Annotated in this window: 12 protein-coding genes; 7 read left to right on the top strand and 5 right to left on the bottom strand. The window is 56.8% G+C overall.

The annotated features are described in order from the left end of the window. Positions 1-87: 87 nt before the first annotated feature. From BS629_RS02550 to BS629_RS02565, 4 genes are read right to left on the bottom strand one after another with little or no spacing between them, the layout of a single operon-like run. Complete coding sequence (locus BS629_RS02550; protein WP_018247098.1) at positions 88-2301, bottom strand: GumC family protein; 2214 nt, start codon at positions 2299-2301, stop codon at positions 88-90. Then, entirely contained in the window at positions 2298-3440 is a 1143-nt protein-coding gene (locus BS629_RS02555) for a glycosyltransferase family 4 protein (RefSeq protein WP_018247099.1), read from the bottom strand. The genes BS629_RS02550 and BS629_RS02555 overlap by 4 nt, the downstream gene beginning before the upstream one ends. Further along, a complete protein-coding gene (locus BS629_RS02560; RefSeq protein WP_018247100.1) occupies positions 3434-4534 on the bottom strand; it encodes a glycosyltransferase family 4 protein in 1101 nt (366 codons plus the stop codon). The genes BS629_RS02555 and BS629_RS02560 overlap by 7 nt, the downstream gene beginning before the upstream one ends. Beyond that, a complete protein-coding gene (locus tag BS629_RS02565) occupies positions 4531-5481 on the bottom strand; it encodes a glycosyltransferase family 2 protein (RefSeq protein WP_018247101.1) in 951 nt (316 codons plus the stop codon). The genes BS629_RS02560 and BS629_RS02565 overlap by 4 nt, the downstream gene beginning before the upstream one ends. A 619-nt stretch (positions 5482-6100) precedes the next feature. Here BS629_RS02565 and BS629_RS02575 point away from each other — a divergent pair. The 7 genes from BS629_RS02575 to BS629_RS02605 all read left to right on the top strand — a co-directional run bounded on the left by BS629_RS02575 (position 6101) and on the right by BS629_RS02605 (position 16092). Beyond that, entirely contained in the window at positions 6101-7420 is a 1320-nt protein-coding gene (locus BS629_RS02575; RefSeq protein WP_018247102.1) for an O-antigen ligase family protein, read from the top strand. After that, positions 7417-9543, top strand: coding sequence for a right-handed parallel beta-helix repeat-containing protein (locus tag BS629_RS02580; RefSeq protein ID WP_018247103.1), 2127 nt, complete (start codon positions 7417-7419; stop codon positions 9541-9543). The genes BS629_RS02575 and BS629_RS02580 overlap by 4 nt, the downstream gene beginning before the upstream one ends. 951 nt (positions 9544-10494) lie before the next feature. Then, on the top strand, positions 10495-11361 hold the full coding sequence (locus tag BS629_RS02585) for a WecB/TagA/CpsF family glycosyltransferase (RefSeq protein ID WP_077987930.1): 867 nt from the start codon (positions 10495-10497) through the stop codon (positions 11359-11361). A gap of 7 nt (positions 11362-11368) precedes the next feature. After that, on the top strand, positions 11369-12862 hold the full coding sequence (locus BS629_RS02590) for a sugar transferase (protein ID WP_018247105.1): 1494 nt from the start codon (positions 11369-11371) through the stop codon (positions 12860-12862). Positions 12863-12907: 45 nt separating this feature from the next. Further along, entirely contained in the window at positions 12908-13960 is a 1053-nt protein-coding gene (locus BS629_RS02595) for a UDP-glucuronic acid decarboxylase family protein (RefSeq protein WP_018247106.1), read from the top strand. A gap of 124 nt (positions 13961-14084) precedes the next feature. Continuing rightward, positions 14085-14894: a glycosyltransferase family 2 protein gene (locus BS629_RS02600; RefSeq protein ID WP_018247107.1), complete on the top strand. Its 810-nt coding sequence runs from the start codon at positions 14085-14087 to the stop codon at positions 14892-14894. A 205-nt stretch (positions 14895-15099) separates the two neighbouring features. Continuing rightward, positions 15100-16092, top strand: coding sequence for a glycosyltransferase family 2 protein (locus tag BS629_RS02605; protein ID WP_018516556.1), 993 nt, complete (start codon positions 15100-15102; stop codon positions 16090-16092). Positions 16093-16253: 161 nt separating this feature from the next. Here BS629_RS02605 and BS629_RS02610 read toward each other — a convergent pair whose 3' ends face one another. Then, complete coding sequence (locus BS629_RS02610) at positions 16254-17018, bottom strand: response regulator transcription factor (protein WP_018247109.1); 765 nt, start codon at positions 17016-17018, stop codon at positions 16254-16256. Positions 17019-17124 lie beyond the last annotated feature (106 nt).

A 17124-nucleotide genomic window follows, 5' to 3' on the forward strand; every position in this document is an offset into this window, starting at 1 on the left:
CCCTCCAACTCGAATACCAATGCAGAAGCGGATGATGCTGTATATTTCGTACAATATCACACAAATGAGAGTTTATTGATTTATATTTTAAGTATTCGCTCCCTTTAAGCTGTAGTATTTCATCAGTGATTTCGAAAACAATTCCGAGTCACTGAAATTATACAACGCGTGCCTTGCGGGATTTACATTGTTGATCGCGACAACGATTTCAGAATTTCTCGAGATTTTCATTTGCTGCAGGCTGAACTCGACCGCGCGGCGGCTCGTCTTTCCCCATCTAACGACCGCCAGTGTTCTTTCCGCCAGGGCAGTCAAATGCACGGTATCTGCCGAGGCGAGCACAGGCGCGCTGTCGAAGATGACAATCTGGCCAGCCGCGCCCGCCATCTCGATGATTTCCGCCAGGCCGTTCGAACGGATGCGCCGCTGGAGACTAAATCTTCCAGATGGAATGAAGTCGATACCGCATGGATGGCGGTAGATGATGTCGCGGAGATCGGCCTGACCATTCAGGAATTCGTTCAGTCCGTACTTTAACCCCGACCTGAAAAACGAATCGAGTTTTCCCCGCCGAAGGTCGCCATCGACCAGCAGCACCGGAATTGCGGCGGCGGCAAGTTCGATAGCCAGCGATCTCGCGACAAGCGACTTGCCTTCCCCGCTGTGGGCCGAGGTAACGACGATACTGCTCGGCGACTTGCCGCCATTGGACTGCTTGAGTGAAAGCACCACGGTACGGATTGCTTCGTCAAACATCGGGACCGGCATATGTTCGAACATCGTTTTCGAATTTTCCCACCGCGCCAGACGCGGGATAAGTCCAGCCGGTATCGTGCGCGCCATTGCAGTTACTTGGTCGAAACTCCGGACCGTCCGGTCCGACATCTCGATCACGAAAGCAGCCGTTACGGCTCCCGAGATTGCAGCCAGGAGGGCGCCCACCAGATAGAAAAGCCGTCCACGTCCCTGCGGCGCGAGCGGCACTGTAGCCGGTGATAAAACTTCCAATTCCGCCCCCGGCAGCATGGCCTTCGCGGCGAGGTCACGGCGCTGGTTCTCAAGCTTGTCGAGTGCCGTTTGTTCCTTTTCGGCGATTTTCTGCAGTCGCGACAACTCCGTCTGCACCAGCGCATCGCGTATGCGTTTTTCTTGAGCAACAACCAACCGGGATTGTACTCCTTCAGCTTCATGATCAAGTGCGGTGAGCTTCGCGCGCATTGTCTGGAGATATTGCGTGGTCGCAAGGTCGAGATCGGCACGGGATTTTTCGATCTCGCCACGTAAATCCACCACGGCCTCGGCATTGCCGTCATATGTCTCAAGAAGACGGGCGAGATCCTGCTCCTGTCCGCGAAGATCGCGTTGCTTTATGGCAATGCTATCGGGGACGACGATATTCTGTGCGACGACCGAAGCTTTATCCGCTGCTTCCAGCGCCGATATCACCCCCTCTACCTCAACGCGGCTTTCTTCGATTTTCCCTTCCCGGCCAGTGAGCTCTAGAAATGACTTGATCCGTTCCTCCTGAGCGTCCTCTTTCGAGACGACGTCCATCGATTCTTGGTAGTTGCGGGCAGCGTCGCGAGAAATGTCCGCGCGAGCCTGCTGTTCGGTGATGCGCTGTCGGATCCATTCTCCCGCTGCCTCCAGGCGGGCATCGACACTGCCCTTCCGTTCATCGAGGTAAATGCTGATGATCCGGTTCGGAACCGCGGCTGCCAGTAGAGGATCAGTCGAATTGAAGCTGATCTGGACAACGTCACTCTTATCTTCATGCCACACGCCGAGCGCCCTAAAATATTCCGGGATGATGGCGTTGATGTTGTTCCGATCAGGCGGGGTAGTTTTTTTTGTGTCGAACAGGCCGCGCAACGTGGCCCGGACCCTTTCAATGAGCGAGATCTCCCGCAGCGCTGGATTGAATTCCTTCCGCACTTCAAGATGCAGTTCGCGGACAACTCGCTCTGCGATGCTTCTGGATAGAAGCCGTTCAGTCTCCGATTTCGCGTCAAGCAGATCACTGTGGCTGGCATCTTCAGCATCAAGTGATGTTGCGAGGGGCTGGTGGACAATTAACCGGGCCCAGCCCTGGTAGGTGGGCTCCAACCCAAAGATCATAATCGCCGCGGGCGCCATGAGCAGAACGGTTATCGCGATGATCATGATCATTCTTCGCCGTACGAGACGGAAGACGGATCCCAGATCCAAGTTGTCCGCCTTGGTCTCCACCTGAAAGCGAGGGTCGTAGCGCATCGGCGAGATGGGAAGGTTGCGGTCCGGCGGAACAGTGGAAATCGTCATCGTGCGCCAACCATTGCTTGAGTTTTCGCGGAAACGGTTTCGTAAAGTTTCTCGAGCGACCGCATATAGGCCCTCATGCTGAAATGGTTGAGATAATGTGTGCGCCCCTGGACCGAGAGGCGGATGCAGATTTCTGGATCGGACACCAGCTTCGCCAGGGCTGCAGCCAGGGCATCCTGGTCTCCGACCGGGACGAAGATGCCGGTTTCGCCGTCGGTAATGACTTCGTCATGCGCCCCGACACGCGTGGTGACGACGGCGAGACCGTGGGACAGCCCTTCGAGCACGGCCATTGCCAGACCTTCGGCGTGCGAAGGCAGGACCAGTATATCTGCACGCGCACACAGGGCTCGCGCCTCACCGGCGTCAAGCCAGCCGGGCATTTCTACCAGATTTGCAAGCGCCATGGCGTCAGCCTGACGGCGATAATCCTCGACAGGTCCGTCGCCTGCAAGTACAGCCCGCCACTGGAGTTCTTTCATGACCGGGTGGCTCAGCGCCAACAGAAGCTCTCTGACCCCCTTGCGTTCACTCAACCGGCCAAGGAATACGATCAACGGTATCTGACCGACGCGAATATCGTGCGACCCAGGGTCGGGGACGCAATTATGGGCAACGACCGTGCGGTGCTCGTCAACGCCCAGCAGCGTCGTCAGCGTCATGCGATCGCGCTGGCCGAGCGCCACAACGCAATCGGCATTTTGAAACATCCGACGTATGAGCCGTTGTTGGCGCGGCGAGCGTTGCGCAAAGTCGCCGGCATAGTCGTAATCGTGCAGGTGCAATATGTGGCAACACCCGAGCAAACGGGCAGCCTCGGTCAGGATCAGTTTTCGGGAGGTGCTGCCGCGGCCGGCGATATGGATATGGTGAATGCGAGCGGGCGCAACAATCCGGTCCTTTGCCATCGTCAGGATGGCGGCGAGCAGGCGTGCGGGTGATGCCACCTTGGACCATCGAGCCCCTCTGGTATCGGTGACGAAATGTTGCGTTCCGGTCTCTTTCGCGGTCTCTGTTATATAGCCGATCAGCCTGCCAATTCCGCCGCCGTTCTCGCAGCCGCCCGGAACATAGTGGCGGACGCTAGCCGCGTTCCGTGCTGCCATTCGACTTCTGTCCGTGAGGGCCTCCATCAGCATGACCCAACCACCTCCCGATAAACAGCCGCGGCTTGGGCGCCGACCCGTTCAGGCGAATTCGGTCCTTGTGCCCATTCGAGCGCATTGGCACCGAAATTGTTTCTAAGCTCGCCGTTGTCTGCCAATGTCCTGATTGCTGCCGCGAGCTCTTTGGCATCTCCGGGAGAGACCACCATTCCCAGCCCGTTGGGCTGAACGGTGCCTCGCAACTCGCCGACATCCGTAACGATGACCGGTTTGCCAAATGCGGCCGCAAGGTTGAGCACACCGCTTTGGGATGCTTCCGTATAGGGAAGCACGACGATGTCGGTGTCCAGGAAAAGCTGGGCGACCTCTGCATCCTCGATGAAACGATTGCGAATGTCGTAGTGGCCGGCATCCCCCATGAGCGGCTGGAAGATAAGCGGATTGTCGCCACGTCCTGCGACCGTGATGCGCAGGTTGGGAAGTACGTCCTTGAGCATCGCCTCGGCCCGGACCAGATGTTCCAGGCCTTTGTAGGCAAAAATCCGTCCGAAGAGCAGGACGCGTATAGTTCCATCCGCTTCGCGCGGCGCCATCTTCTGTCGCCGGGCGAGCTCTGCATAGCGAAGGATCGAGGGATGCGACAGGACATGGACACAGTCCGGCGATTTTGAATATCGATCGACGGCCAGCCGCTTCAGTCCCTCACCGTGGACAACAAGATGTCCCGATTGCTTCACCATCAATTCGGGGGCCCAGCCGGGCAGCGTACGCGTATCGGAGTCGCCGGGATGGATTTCCACGTCATGAACGGTCGTCACAAGCGGGATAGGGCGCCAGAACGGCGCGGCGAGGTTCAGCCAAAGTGTCGAATTGCTGAGGAGATGGATGAGGTTCGGCCGCTCCCGCCGGATCAGATGCGTAAGCTGGTACAGAAACCAGGGATTGGAGACAGAACGGTGTCTCGGCCAGTCCAGAAGGTGCAGATCGACAGCTGGATCGATGGAAGAGGCGAGATGTGCGTAGCGCCGGCGCGGCACGGCAAGCACAACGTCTAGGTGTTGGGCAACGCCGCTGGCAAACGCGATGGTATAATCTTCCAGTTCGGAAACCAATAGCAGCGCCTTCATTCCGCTGCCTCCGACAAGCCGGCGTCCAGACCGAGCCGTGACAGGCCGTGTGCCGAGCGCAAACTATCGCGCGTCCGCCTGAGCAGGTTCGGTTCGCCGGCAAAGAAGAGGCCTTCGACCGCAAGCTTGAACCGGGTGCGTGCATCGGCTCCCTGCAGCTTTGCCGACGCGACGCGATAGGGATAGTGATCCGTCAGATGTAGTCTTGCCGGCAGCTTATGAGTTGAGAGAAACAGGTTCGTTGCTTCAACGGTTTGCTGCCAGTGCGTCATCCGCCTCCTTAGTGTGGTCGCATCCTCGGTCGAGCGATACCAGTTGTTATTGTGGATGCGGTAGAACCCAAGTGGATCCGACATGGCAATGACGTCCCCCAGAAACGGATAGATCCCCACGAGCCAGGCATCGGCTGATATGCGGAACTGTTCGGGAATGCTGCCCGCTGCATTCCATGCGCTACGTCGTACCGCGATGGCTGACGTCATCGGAAAAGGCCACCAGCCAGCCGATCTGGTGAGTCGCGGCGACAAAGCGCCCGAGCACAGGCTTCGAGGGATCGGTTTGGAAGTCGGCGTGCCATCGACAAGGGTTGGCTGCAGTCGGTGATAGACGAGCGATGCGTGAGGGTTTGCGCGGAACGCTGCGGCCGTTGCCGACAGCTTGCTCGGCGCCCACCAATCGTCGGCGTCCAGAAAGCAGAGGATCTCGCCCGCGCTTGCTCGCACAGCGGTATTGATCGCGGCGGCCTGTCCTGCGTTCTTCTGAAAGATCACCTTTACTCGGTCGTCATACGCTTCCAAAACAGATCGCGACTGATCGGTCGAGCCGTCATCGACGACGATGATCTCGACGTTGCGTGTGTCTTGGCTCAACACGCTGTCTATCGCCCGCCCGACGAAGCGGGCGTAATTGTAATTATTGATAAGAACACTGAGGGCGGGCCGCTCCATGACGCGCTCTCAGGCGGGCTGCCGCGATGCACCGCTGTGCAGCGCAACTTTGCTTAAGAGGTCGCCCTTTGCGCAGCCATCGCGGTTTGGAATGGTGACATCCAAGATACCTTGTCGGCGGAACAGCATTTCGCGCAGAGCCGATGAGATCGCTGCTGACAATGCCACGACGAGTAGAGCGCCCGTCGTTTGGCATAGAGAACTAGGATCATGACGCAGAAACATAGCAATCCTAACCTTCCAGGCTTCGACTGCAGAGTTAGACTCTGTCAGAATTGTTGCCTCATTGCAGTGGAACCGCGGCTTCCCCACCACGCTTCATAAGACATTCATCGCCACGGTACCGATGAACGGACAAGCGCAACACCTGCTCTTAAGGGCAATGCGCGGACATGAAGACCCGCCTTTTGGGTAAATATCGGCTGAAAGCTTAAGCGCAACATCGTCTTTGGGTGGAGCCAGGGTGCATTAGACGTAGCCCGCCCTTCACTAGGACAGGTTGACCGCGGATGTAGCTGGATGATTGCTTGGGTACAGCGCAGTGACGAACGCCGACACTCGGTTTTTGATCTGCCGCGATCGATAGTCGCTTGTCTGTTCAACTCAGTCGGGACGGATAATGGGAGTAGATAGCCTCAGAACTGCCGGCGGACCAACCATCAGTTGGCGGACCATAGAATGCTGGGGCGCTGGCATTTCGCTTTTTCTTCAGACCGGCGCCTTTCTGCCGCTTATCATGGCAGATGCGGACGGAACGCTCAGCGAATCTGCCAAATCCATACTTCGTCTTCCTTGCATTCCTATATATGTATTTACAGCCGTGATCGTGATACGCAATTTTGCGGAGTTTCTAACGGCGCTCAGGCGAAATCTGATTGTTCCCCTGATGCTTGCCTTGCCGTTTTTGTCTACCCTGTGGTCGATTGGACCTTCATCGACTTTGAGGCGTGCAATCGGCCTGTTGTTTTGCGTGCTTCTTTCCTATGTCCTGGCGATACGTTTCACACCAAGGCAGCTGCTGTTCCTGTTATTTGTAATGCTCGGAGCCTGTATCACCCTCAGTGTGGTTATCGCCGTGGTGTCACCAAGCCTCGCCAGTATGCCGGATGGTGCTATGCGGGGCGTCTTCATTCACAAGAACGTGCTCGGCTGGTACGCGTCTCTGATGATCTTGGCGGCGACGGCCGTACTGATCGACGGGACGTTCGGCCTGCGGCGAACCGCGTTCACCTTGTTGGTGGCCGGTGTCATCTGCCTTGCAAGCTCCGGATCAATGACCGCGATCATTGCAACGTCAGTGGCCTATTGCCTGATCGGCTTTTATTCCCTGTTGCAAAGAAGCAGCAGCGTTGGCCGCGTCGTCATTGTCCTGTTATTCGTTCAGCTGTCTATCGGCATTCTGATTTCGCTTCACGAATTTCTGGTTCCGGCCCTCGAAGCGCTCGGCAAGGACGCGACTTTGACGGGTCGGGTGCCATTATGGGAGCTGGTTGATCGCGAAATATCCGATCGTTGGTTGCTTGGCTATGGTTACCAGGCTTTCTGGACAGATGCGAACCCAGAAGCGACGCAAATCTGGTCAAAGATCGGCTGGCCGGCGCCCCACGCGCATAATGGATACCGCGATATCTTATTGAGCTTTGGAATCATGGGAATGATTCCGTTTGTTCTGATGGTTCCCTATGCGATCCGCCAGGGCGGGTTCCTTCAATGTCATGACCCGCAGTACGGGTGGCTCTGGCTCAATGTCCTGACGATCATGATTTTGGTGATGAACCTGACCGAAAGCATTTTTTTCGTTCAGAATGACGCCATTTTCATCCTGTTTACCACAGCTATCATCATGTTTTCGCTTTACGCGCCCGTGGTTTCGATCAGCCATTCGCCATCTTGGCAGGTGCCCAAGCGTGGCCTTACGAGCGGGTTGCAGACATCATGAGGCGGCGTTTTGGACTGATGCTGAGCATTTTGGCTGTCATGCTCTTTCCGCAGTCCAGCAATCCGGGTCCCGTTGAGACAGAGATAGATGCGCCAGAGCGCCTGCAGATGCTCGTCAGGGAGGCGACTTGCGCGGAAGGTTCCGCGGCTATGTCAGCCAAGTTGGATGGGACTTCTTTAAGCGACATTTTGAGCAGCAGCACCGGAGCGCGGACGATATTTTACGTTTCTCCCGATGGTAAGGACACCTGGAGTGGCCTCCTTCCGACCGCAAATCAGCAGGGTGGCGACGGTCCTTTCGCCAGCATCGAAAGAGCCCGTGATGCTGCCCGTGAGAAGGGCGGCACCAACACAATCGCGCTGGGAAAAGGCGATTACTACCTTGCTCGGCCAATCGTCTTTGACTCCCGCGATAAGGGCTTGATCGTCACGGCAAGATGCGATGAGGCGCCGATTTTGCATGGTGGGCAACGCGTGCGCAACTGGGCGCAGGAGGCCGATGGTCGCTGGACGGCGCCGCTGAAATTGCCGCCGGATGAAGCGGTCGGTGACCTTTTCGTCAATGGGATGCGCCAAACTCGGGCTCGATTCCCTAACGCTCCCGCTGATGGTGATCCACGCAAGGGATGGTTGTTTGCCGCAAAGTGCAATCCTGCCATCGACATGTGGGAAGGAAACACGCGCTTTTGTTTCCATGCCGGCGATCTTCCGGCAGTGGATGATACAAGTGGACTGGTCGTGGACATCGTTGGAGGCTATCAACCCGGAAGCCAGTGGGGCAATGATACGCTCCCAGTTGTATCCATCGATGCCGCCCGCCGGACTGTCAATACGAAAGGCACCGGTTATTTCTTTACCGCAGAAGGCAGCCGCTATTTCCTGACCGGAGCCAAGGCCTTGCTCGATGCTCCCGGAGAGTGGTGGTACGACCTTGCGGCGGGCGAGCTCCATTATATCCCTGTCGATCAGTCGTTACCCAATTCCGTAGTCGTCGCCGGCATTCTGCCGACATTCTTCAAGTTGGATGGGGCCAATGGGATGGTCGTATCAGGGCTCGAGTTTAGAGATGGAGCTCCGGAAGGCAGCGGCAAATTCTATACGGAAACCAGAGGATTTGGCGCCATACGGATCGAACACGCTGATGGCGTCAAGATTCTCGGCAACAGCATCGAAAACGTCGGCGTCGGGGTCCATGTGACGGAAAGCAAGGATGCGTTGATTGCCGGCAATGTGATTGCGGATGTGGCTGGCAACGGGATTTACGTCGGCACAAATTATGGCACGTTCGGCAAGTCGAACGGCTGCAGGATCCTTTCAAACCATATCCATGACATCGGAAAGGTTTACATTGAAACCGCCGGAATATGGTTCCAGGCGGCTGACAATGTCAGGATCGCCGACAACCTGATCGAAAACACGGCGCAGTTCGGAATCGCCGGCGGTTCGCTGTGGGGTTCTAACGACGCCGTCTATAACGCTCTCATCGAGCATAACGAGATCCGTAACGCCAATCAGCAGACCGCAGATGGCGGCGCCATCAAGATGATGGGCGAGCAGGCTGACCCTCTCAACAGCATCATCCGCTCCAATCTGGTGACGGGGACTGGTCATCTCATGAACAGGGTCGATGGGACGTTCTGGCCTCCCGGATATGAGAATACCAGCGAATGGCCGTCTCCTATCAGCTGGGCGATCTATACGGATGGGAAGGCGAGCGGACTGCGTATCGAGGGAAATACGCTCTCGGGCAACGTCACGGCGATAGGTATCAACGGCGGTTGGAGCAACCTGGCGGCGGGAAACGTCATCACACACGGATCGGGCGCGGCTTTTCGCGTTGATGAGGGTACCGGCAAGGGTTGGCGTCCGCCATGGGCACGCCCTAATCGCATTGAGGAGAATATTGTATCGGTTGACAGTGATGGCGGCGTTGTAGCGTATGTCAACGCTCCCGATCTTGGGCTTGGTTTTGTGCAATTTGCGCGCAATCGCTACAGCGGCAACTTGAACGACAAGAGCTTCAGGATACATCCGCAGATCATGCGTTGGGGGGAATTTGGCAGTCTACTAGATCTTCAGAAGGCTGGGGAGGACACCGGAAGCGTAGTCGCGCCGCCCGAGTAACAAGAGGCGCCGCGACGAGGGGTGTTCCGCGGCTAAAAAGTCCGCAGCTATGGCGGACGCCCTTCAATCATGGCATGCACGCGCTGCTGGTGGCCCAGCTGGCAAGAATATGACGAGACGAGCGTGGCGACCGGCGTCAAAGCGAAACTCCAACCCTTGCCCGACTCGCACCTCTTCGAGGGCTCGCAGGCGTAGCCCATGTAGGGATGCGCGTCAAAATCAGGATCTAGAGATCTGGTAGGGTGGCGCAGGTTTTCCGTTAAGAGGTCGAGCAATATTATTGGCAGCAAGCTGTCTCAGCACCTCTGCACCAAGCGTTCCGCGAACTTCACGATGGCGATTCAGCCTTCCTCGGCGGAGGGATGGCCTCACGCATCAGACAACCACAGGCCATGAAAACCGCGACGCCTTGGTGGCGAGCCGTCGAATGATCGATCGCCTGGAGCTGAAGGCCTTTCGACGTCAAGGCGAAGCCGCGGCCAGATCCGCTCGAAGATCCTGCTGCTCAAAGCGTTCCCCTGCTCGGGGCTCATGAATTCCCTCATGACTAGATGGCACAAAGCCGTTGGGACTTAGATCTTTCGGCATCTGGTTGGTTCTGTCGGAGATCTCCGAAGCTGGTCAGCCGGGGCCTTCATCTCGCCTATTGGGTTGACGATATCTCCCTCCCTGACTTTGTTCGCGCTCAAACCTCGCCAGCTTTGATCGCACTGGAGTGAATAGCTCTGCGGCTCCGCGCGGGTCGAAGCGCTATTTCGGGCTCACGGTCATCAAAAGGAGCGAAAGGGTAAGCTGAGGGGTACGTAGACTTACTTCGAATATTGTACGTGGTCGCAGCATAAGACGTAAAGTTGAAATCTCTTCTACGTCCAATAGCTGGAGCGGCAAGTATGGAGGCAATCGGCCTGCCGGGATATTCTGATGACAGTTTCGATCGCGAAAGCGTAGGTCATGGGAAAGCAAACAGCCGGCGCCAGCCAAGCTTCAGTTCTTCATTCAAAGGGTCCCTTAGGATGGACGAATGTCCTTGGTGTTCGCATTTCAGCAGTCAATCTCAAAAGCGCGACTGGATATATTCAAAAAGCGATCGAAGACGGCAGGAAGGAATATGTGTGCGTTCGCGACGCACACGGCATCGTCCGCTGTCAAGATGATCCCGAACTCCGGTCGATACATAACCGGGCGTTCCTCGTAACCCCTGACGGCATGCCGCTTGTTTGGGCACTGAGACATGCTGGTCATGTGGAAAGCGACAGGGTCTATGGACCGGATCTCATGTTATCCGTTTTCGATGCCGGCAGCTCCAAGGGCTTGCGCCACTTCCTTTATGGCGCAACGGCCGAAACGCTCGAACAACTCCAGGCGCGCCTTCTCGCAAAATTTCCGCAAGCACGGATCGTCGGCTCCTATGCGCCGCCTTTTCGCAAACTGTCGACGCGGGAGGAAACGGATATTGCAGACCGGCTCAATCGGTCGGGCGCCGATATCATTTGGGTCGGGCTGAGCAGTCCCAAGCAGGAACTCTGGATGGCGCACATGCGCGATAGCCTGGAAGCATCGATGCTCATCGGTGTCGGAGCCGCATTCGATTTCCACGCCGGCCTCAAGCGGCAGGCTCCAAGGTTCATTCAAAGAAGCGGCTTCGAATGGGCGTTTCGTCTTTTATGCGAGCCGCGACGGCTGTGGCGGCGCTATGCGCTCGTCGTGCCGACCTTCATCTCACTGACCGCATTCCAGAGACTGGGGCTTCGGAAGTTTCCGATCGAAGACAAGGTTTTTGGATCAAGCGCGCCAAAAGAAGCAGCTGCAAAGGTGTAAAGCCATCATGTCCCTATTTGCGTCGCCAGCAATGACACCGGGTCCGTCGAAGGCATCCACAACAAATGACGTGACGTCGCGGACGATTCCGGCAGGTTCCGTGCCGCCCATAGCAGCTAAGACCGCCGATCCCTTTGCACAGGCAGCGCTGAATATGCCCGTCGCACTACGGCGTCGGCTTGCTCGGCTTGCAACGTCGTCCTTCCTGGTCGCTGGCGACATTGCAAGCTATTTGATTGCCTATTTTGTTGTCCTGTCCCTTCTCCCCAGTGGTTCGGAGGGCACGATGGTGGAGCGTACGTTCACGATCGCAGCATTCGCTGCCATTGTTCTCTACGCATCGGCCGGCCTCTACCCTGGATATCGGTTGCATGACCACGAACATCTGCGGCGGCGCACCATAGCTGCCGTCAAGGTGGCTGTCCTGACGGCATTCGGAGCAATTATCCTGCCGGAGGGGGAACGACTGCTGCTTGCCACTATTGGGTTCCTCGCTCTCGGGCTGATTGTTCAGCCACTTGTGCATTGGCTTGCACGATGCCTGTGCTGGAAACTTGGAATCTGGGGGGAGCGCGCGGTTGTCATAGGGGGGTGCAACCTTACTCCCGCTCTAGTGGCCCATTTCAAGAACCACTGGCAGCATGGCATCAGGCCGGAGCCCTTTTCCTCTGATACTTTGGAGGCATTGCCCGATGGCGGGCCATCCATTGCCGTGATTGCGGGCGACACAGGCTCTCTTGGACCCGACTTGGCGGTGATGCGTCGGAAGTTCGCCGAAGTCATTTTGCTGTCCGACACGCCGAGCCTCAAGGTAAGCGGATTGCGACCTGCGGATGTCGGCGGAGAGATCGGCATTCGCCTCACCACCGGTGGGAGTTCGGTTAACTCGGATCTGGTTCGCCGGATCCTCGATCTCGCCATCGCCATCCCTGCAATGATCGTGGTCGCCCCATTCATCGCGTTTGCGGCGGCTGCAATCTATGCCATCGATCCAGGCCCCGTCTTCTTTCGGCATACCAGGGAAGGACGGTCCGGCAAGCCGGTGCACGTCCTGAAATTGAGGACGATGTACCAAGATGCAGAACAGCGCCTTGAAGCACTATTCCGAGACAACCCTACCATGCGTGCCGAGTGGTTGAGCCACTTCAAGCTCAAGGACGATCCGCGCATCCTTCCGGTTATAGGACATATGCTGCGCGCTTCGAGCATCGACGAGCTCCCGCAATTGGCAAACATCATTGCCGGCCAGATGGCCATCGTCGGGCCGCGTCCGTTTCCGGAATATCACCTCCTGGCTATGGACGGCGAATTTCGAAACAAGCGCCGTTCCGTCACGCCGGGGCTCACGGGGCTTTGGCAAATATCCGAGCGAAGCAATGCGGATATCGAGCTGCAGCAGCAACTCGACGAGTTCTACATCGACAATCGGTCGCTGTGGTTGGACTGCCAAATTCTTCTCAGCACAATCCCTGCGGTCTTCAAGCGTAGGGGAGCCTACTAAACATCCTCGCTTCCGCGAGGCAACCGTCAACAACGGAGCACGACAATGCACGGACAAAAGCGAATTATGGTAACCGGCGGCACCGGGTTTCTGGGATCATTCCTGTGCGAAAGGCTTTTGCGAGAGGGCAATGACGTCCTCTGTGTGGACAATTACTACACAGGTTCGCGCGACAATGTGCTGCATCTTCTTGACGATCCTCGCTTTGAGGTGCTCCGCCATGATATTACCTTCCCGCTCTATGTGGAGGTCGACGAGATCTACAACCTCGCCTGTCCGGCATCTCCGGTCCACTATCAGCATGACCCCGTGCAGACCGTAAAGACCAATGTGCACGGGGCCATCAATATGCTCGGCTTGGCAAAACGCACCAGAGCGAAGATCTTCCAGGCATCCACGAGCGAAGTTTATGGCGATCCGGCAGTCCACCCTCAGCCGGAGGAGTATCGAGGCAGCGTCAATCCCATAGGGCCGAGGGCATGTTATGACGAAGGCAAGCGGTGTGCCGAAACATTGTTCTTCGATTACCATCGTCAATATGGTGTGGAAATCCGCGTGGCGCGGATCTTCAATACTTACGGGCCGCGCATGCAGACCAATGACGGCCGCGTCGTCTCGAATTTCATCGTTCAGGCGCTTCAAAACGAGCCGATCACCATCTTCGGCAATGGCACGCAAACGCGCTCCTTCTGCTATGTAGACGATCTGATTGAGGGCTTCATCCGCCTGATGGGCACGCCGGCCGGCGTTACGGGCCCGATCAATCTCGGTAACCCAGGAGAATTCCAGGTCCGGGAACTGGCCGAAATGGTCATCGAGATGACGGGATCGAAATCGAGCATCGTTTACAAGCCTCTGCCGATTGACGATCCGACGCAGCGCAAGCCCGACATCAGCCGCGCAAAGCAGGAGCTGGGCTGGCAGCCGACAGTGAACCTGCGACAGGGGCTTGAGAAAACGATCGCGTATTTCGAGTGGAAGCTTTCTGGCGGGGCCAAGAGCACGCTTGGTGTCCAGTCCTCGCGAACGGCCTACACCCATCTGCCTCCCCCGGCCGTCGGCCTTCCCGTTTCGCAAGCCGCACCCCTGGGGACGTGAACAGCAACGTTGAAGCGCAAATCGGCTCGGTTTCTTTCAATGAACCGAGCCCAAATCGCGGTTTGCAGAAAGAGCGGCGGCCATTGGACCTGCAAATCGCCGCAAAACACTGGGGACATGGACTATGCGGGTTGCTGTTATTACACCATACTACAAGGAGCCAAAAGAGCTCCTCGAGCAGTGCCGAGCGAGCGTTCTCGACCAAACCGTTGCATGCGACCACATCTTTGTTGCCGACGGGTTTCCGAACGCAACCGTCGCTCGCTGGCGCGCAAAGCATTTCATCTTGCCGATTGCTCACGGCGACGCGGGCAACATGGCTCGCGTGATCGGCAGCCTCAGCGCTTTCGCCCAGGGCTATGACGCGGTGGCGTTTCTCGATGCGGATAACTGGTACAGATCCGACCACATCCAGCGCCTGCTTGAGCTTCACCGCCGTACCGGTGCCGCGGTTTGCACATCGAGACGTTCGATGCACCGTGCGGACGGCACTTACATGTTCGACGACTCAAAGAGCGACGGCCGCACGCACGTAGATACGAACTGCTTATTTCTCACCCGACCGTCGCTACCGATCATCGCGCGCTGGGCTCACATGCCGAGGGAACTCTATCCAGTAGGAGATTCTGTCTATTGGAGCTCGATACGATGCTCTGGGCTGTCGCGCTCTCACGAGCCGACCGCGACGGTATGCTACCGCACGACTTGGGAAGCCGACTACAAGCGAATTGGAGAACCCGCCCCCATGGGCAGCAAGACCCTCGCATTCACCGACCAGCCATACCACTGGTTCAAGTCTCTCCCGGTTCGGGACCGCTGGCGCATCTGGCAGGATTTCGGCTTTCCGCTCAGGCGGCGTACGGTGGCAAAGCTGGTCGGCCAATATGCGCTGTCAAGGCTTTCCCCGTATTCTTATCTCGGCGCCAAACCATGAGTGGCGAACGTCTTGCCGTGTCCGCCATCTCCCGTCTCCTTGCTCGTCCGCGGTGGGGGATGTCTGGCCCCGCACTCCAGGCGAAAACATCTCTCGATTTCCGCAAGAATGAATCGAAAAACAAATAGCGCTCAATAATGAAACGATGCCGCGCCCGGAAGATCTGTCAAACCAGGAGGGACCCGGTGGTTACGGAGGAACTAGTTTGCAACGCGTTGATGTCGCAATTCCCTGCTATAACTATGCGCACTTCTTGGAGGAATGCGTTGAAAGCGTCCTGTCGCAAGCGGGCGTCGATGTCCGGGTGCTCATTCTGGATGACTGCTCGCCAGACAATACGCCGGAAGTCGGAATGGCCCTGGCCTCCCGGGACAAGCGGGTCACCTATCGGCGGCACGCGGCAAACATGGGCCACATCGCCACCTATAACGAGGGAATTGATTGGGCAGGCGGTGACTTATTCCTGCTTCTTTCCGCGGATGATTATCTTTTGCCGGGCGCGCTAGGCCGCTCGGCGGAGCTGATGCGCAATTATCCTGATGTGGGGTTCGCGTTCGGGAATGCGCTCATAGCTGAGCCAGATTGCATGATGAGCAAGCGCGCTGATCCTCTCGGCGACAATAACGTGCATCCCATGCAGATCTTGTCCGGCCCCCAATTCATGAGGTTGAGTGGAGCAAGCAATCTCGTTCCAACGCCGACAGCTGTCGTAAGGACGGCGCTGCAAAAGCAGGTCGGCGCCTATCACAAGGAACTGCCGCATGCCGGCGATATGGAAATGTGGCTGCGGCTCGCGTCACATGCCGGCGTAGGCTTCATCAATGATGATCAAGCAGTGTATCGCCGACATGCTACGAATATGTCGCTGCAATACTATGGAGAAAATATTCTCTCCGACCTTCGCCAAAGAAAAAAGGCTTTTGATATCCTGTTTAGCCATGCGGCGGATAGCCTCAAGAAAGATGAGGTGATACGACGTTTTCTAGCCAGAGATCTTGGAAAAAAGGCGCTTCAACAAGCCGGCATCGCATTCAACAACTTCGACATTGCTACGGCCGTGGCTATTCAGCGCTTTGCAATGGAGGTTTCTCCTGAGGTGCGGAACTCGTTGCCCTGGATCAAGTTGGTCTGCAAGCAAACGATCGGGCCAAAGTACTGGTACGCCTTGAATTCCATCCGGCGGCGAGTTGCGGCATGAACAGGCAGGACCGGCCCAGGTTAGTTCGCGTAACGGACGCGCCCGCTATCAAAAGACCCGGTGACGCATTTGCGCCCACCGGGTGATTTGAGCAAGACGGTCGTTCCAAGATACGAAAAGATTTGCCCCAACGGTTGATCAGTACAACGCTTTATTCACGCTCACGCCGATAGACTGGTTTGGCACAAGTCGTTGAGCTTGAATACGACTTCCGTCCTATTCGTTGCTTTGACCTTTTTCATAATATTGCGAACATGCACCTTTACGGTGCTTTCTCGAAGATTGAGCTCATAAGCGATAATTTTATTCGCCTTTCCGCGTCGGAGCGCCTCCACGACTTCGACCTGACGATCCGTGAATATGCCGGCTAGCGGGCGTGCGGTCGAATTGCTCGAGTCCAGCAAGTGACGCATGGCGAACAGGGCGCTTGCAGGCACGAAAATTCCGCCCGCCACTGACAGCGCGATCAGCTCCATACACACACTGACGCTGACTGAGGCGGGTATGAACCCTTTGGCTCCGTACTCAAGCGCCCTGACGATCTGGCCGAAATCGTCGCTATCAGCCAATACGATGAGCGGCGTTGATGCGAATTCCGACGCAAGCTTCCGGATTTGCTCCGAAACGGCCGGTTCATCGATCTTTTTGCCGCCGACGTTCAGGAGGATCGCGGAAAGCGGAGGATATTCGTCGCGCCTCTGCTTCCACTCCTCAATTGATCCAAATGCCAGGATTTGCAAATCCGCCTTCTGGGCAGCCATGCATTGCGCCAGGCATTGCCGATCAAGTTCACGATTGTCGAGAATAACAAGCGAATGCGTCTGTCTTGCCGACACGACAGGTATGTTCGAATTGTTCTCGATCTTAAGGGGAAAGGCTACGTTTTCCTGCCTTAGGTCCAAATTCGGTATAAGCGCTGAATTCACAGCTTCACCCTCCCCCTAAACACGTTACGCCACACTACGGCCCGAGCACCAACCCCTCTCATTACGGGGGTTTAGGAAACTCTAAAGTAGGAATCGAATACCACAA

Origin of the sequence: Rhizobium leguminosarum bv. viciae USDA 2370, from assembly GCF_002008365.1 — a bacterium.
In the GTDB taxonomy this organism is placed as follows: domain Bacteria; phylum Pseudomonadota; class Alphaproteobacteria; order Rhizobiales; family Rhizobiaceae; genus Rhizobium; species Rhizobium leguminosarum.

Bases quoted from the DNA above. Each gene is read 5' to 3' on its own strand.
- BS629_RS02550 (WP_018247098.1), bottom strand. From the start codon at position 2,301: ATGACGATTTCCACTGTTCCGCCGGACCGCAACCTTCCCATCTCGCCG.
- BS629_RS02555 (WP_018247099.1), bottom strand. From the start codon at position 3,440: ATGCTGATGGAGGCCCTCACGGACAGAAGTCGAATGGCAGCACGGAAC.
- BS629_RS02560 (WP_018247100.1), bottom strand. From the start codon at position 4,534: ATGAAGGCGCTGCTATTGGTTTCCGAACTGGAAGATTATACCATCGCG.
- BS629_RS02565 (WP_018247101.1), bottom strand. From the start codon at position 5,481: ATGGAGCGGCCCGCCCTCAGTGTTCTTATCAATAATTACAATTACGCC.
- BS629_RS02575 (WP_018247102.1), top strand. From the start codon at position 6,101: ATGGGAGTAGATAGCCTCAGAACTGCCGGCGGACCAACCATCAGTTGG.
- BS629_RS02580 (WP_018247103.1), top strand. From the start codon at position 7,417: ATGAGGCGGCGTTTTGGACTGATGCTGAGCATTTTGGCTGTCATGCTC.
- BS629_RS02585 (WP_077987930.1), top strand. From the start codon at position 10,495: ATGGGAAAGCAAACAGCCGGCGCCAGCCAAGCTTCAGTTCTTCATTCA.
- BS629_RS02590 (WP_018247105.1), top strand. From the start codon at position 11,369: ATGTCCCTATTTGCGTCGCCAGCAATGACACCGGGTCCGTCGAAGGCA.
- BS629_RS02595 (WP_018247106.1), top strand. From the start codon at position 12,908: ATGCACGGACAAAAGCGAATTATGGTAACCGGCGGCACCGGGTTTCTG.
- BS629_RS02600 (WP_018247107.1), top strand. From the start codon at position 14,085: ATGCGGGTTGCTGTTATTACACCATACTACAAGGAGCCAAAAGAGCTC.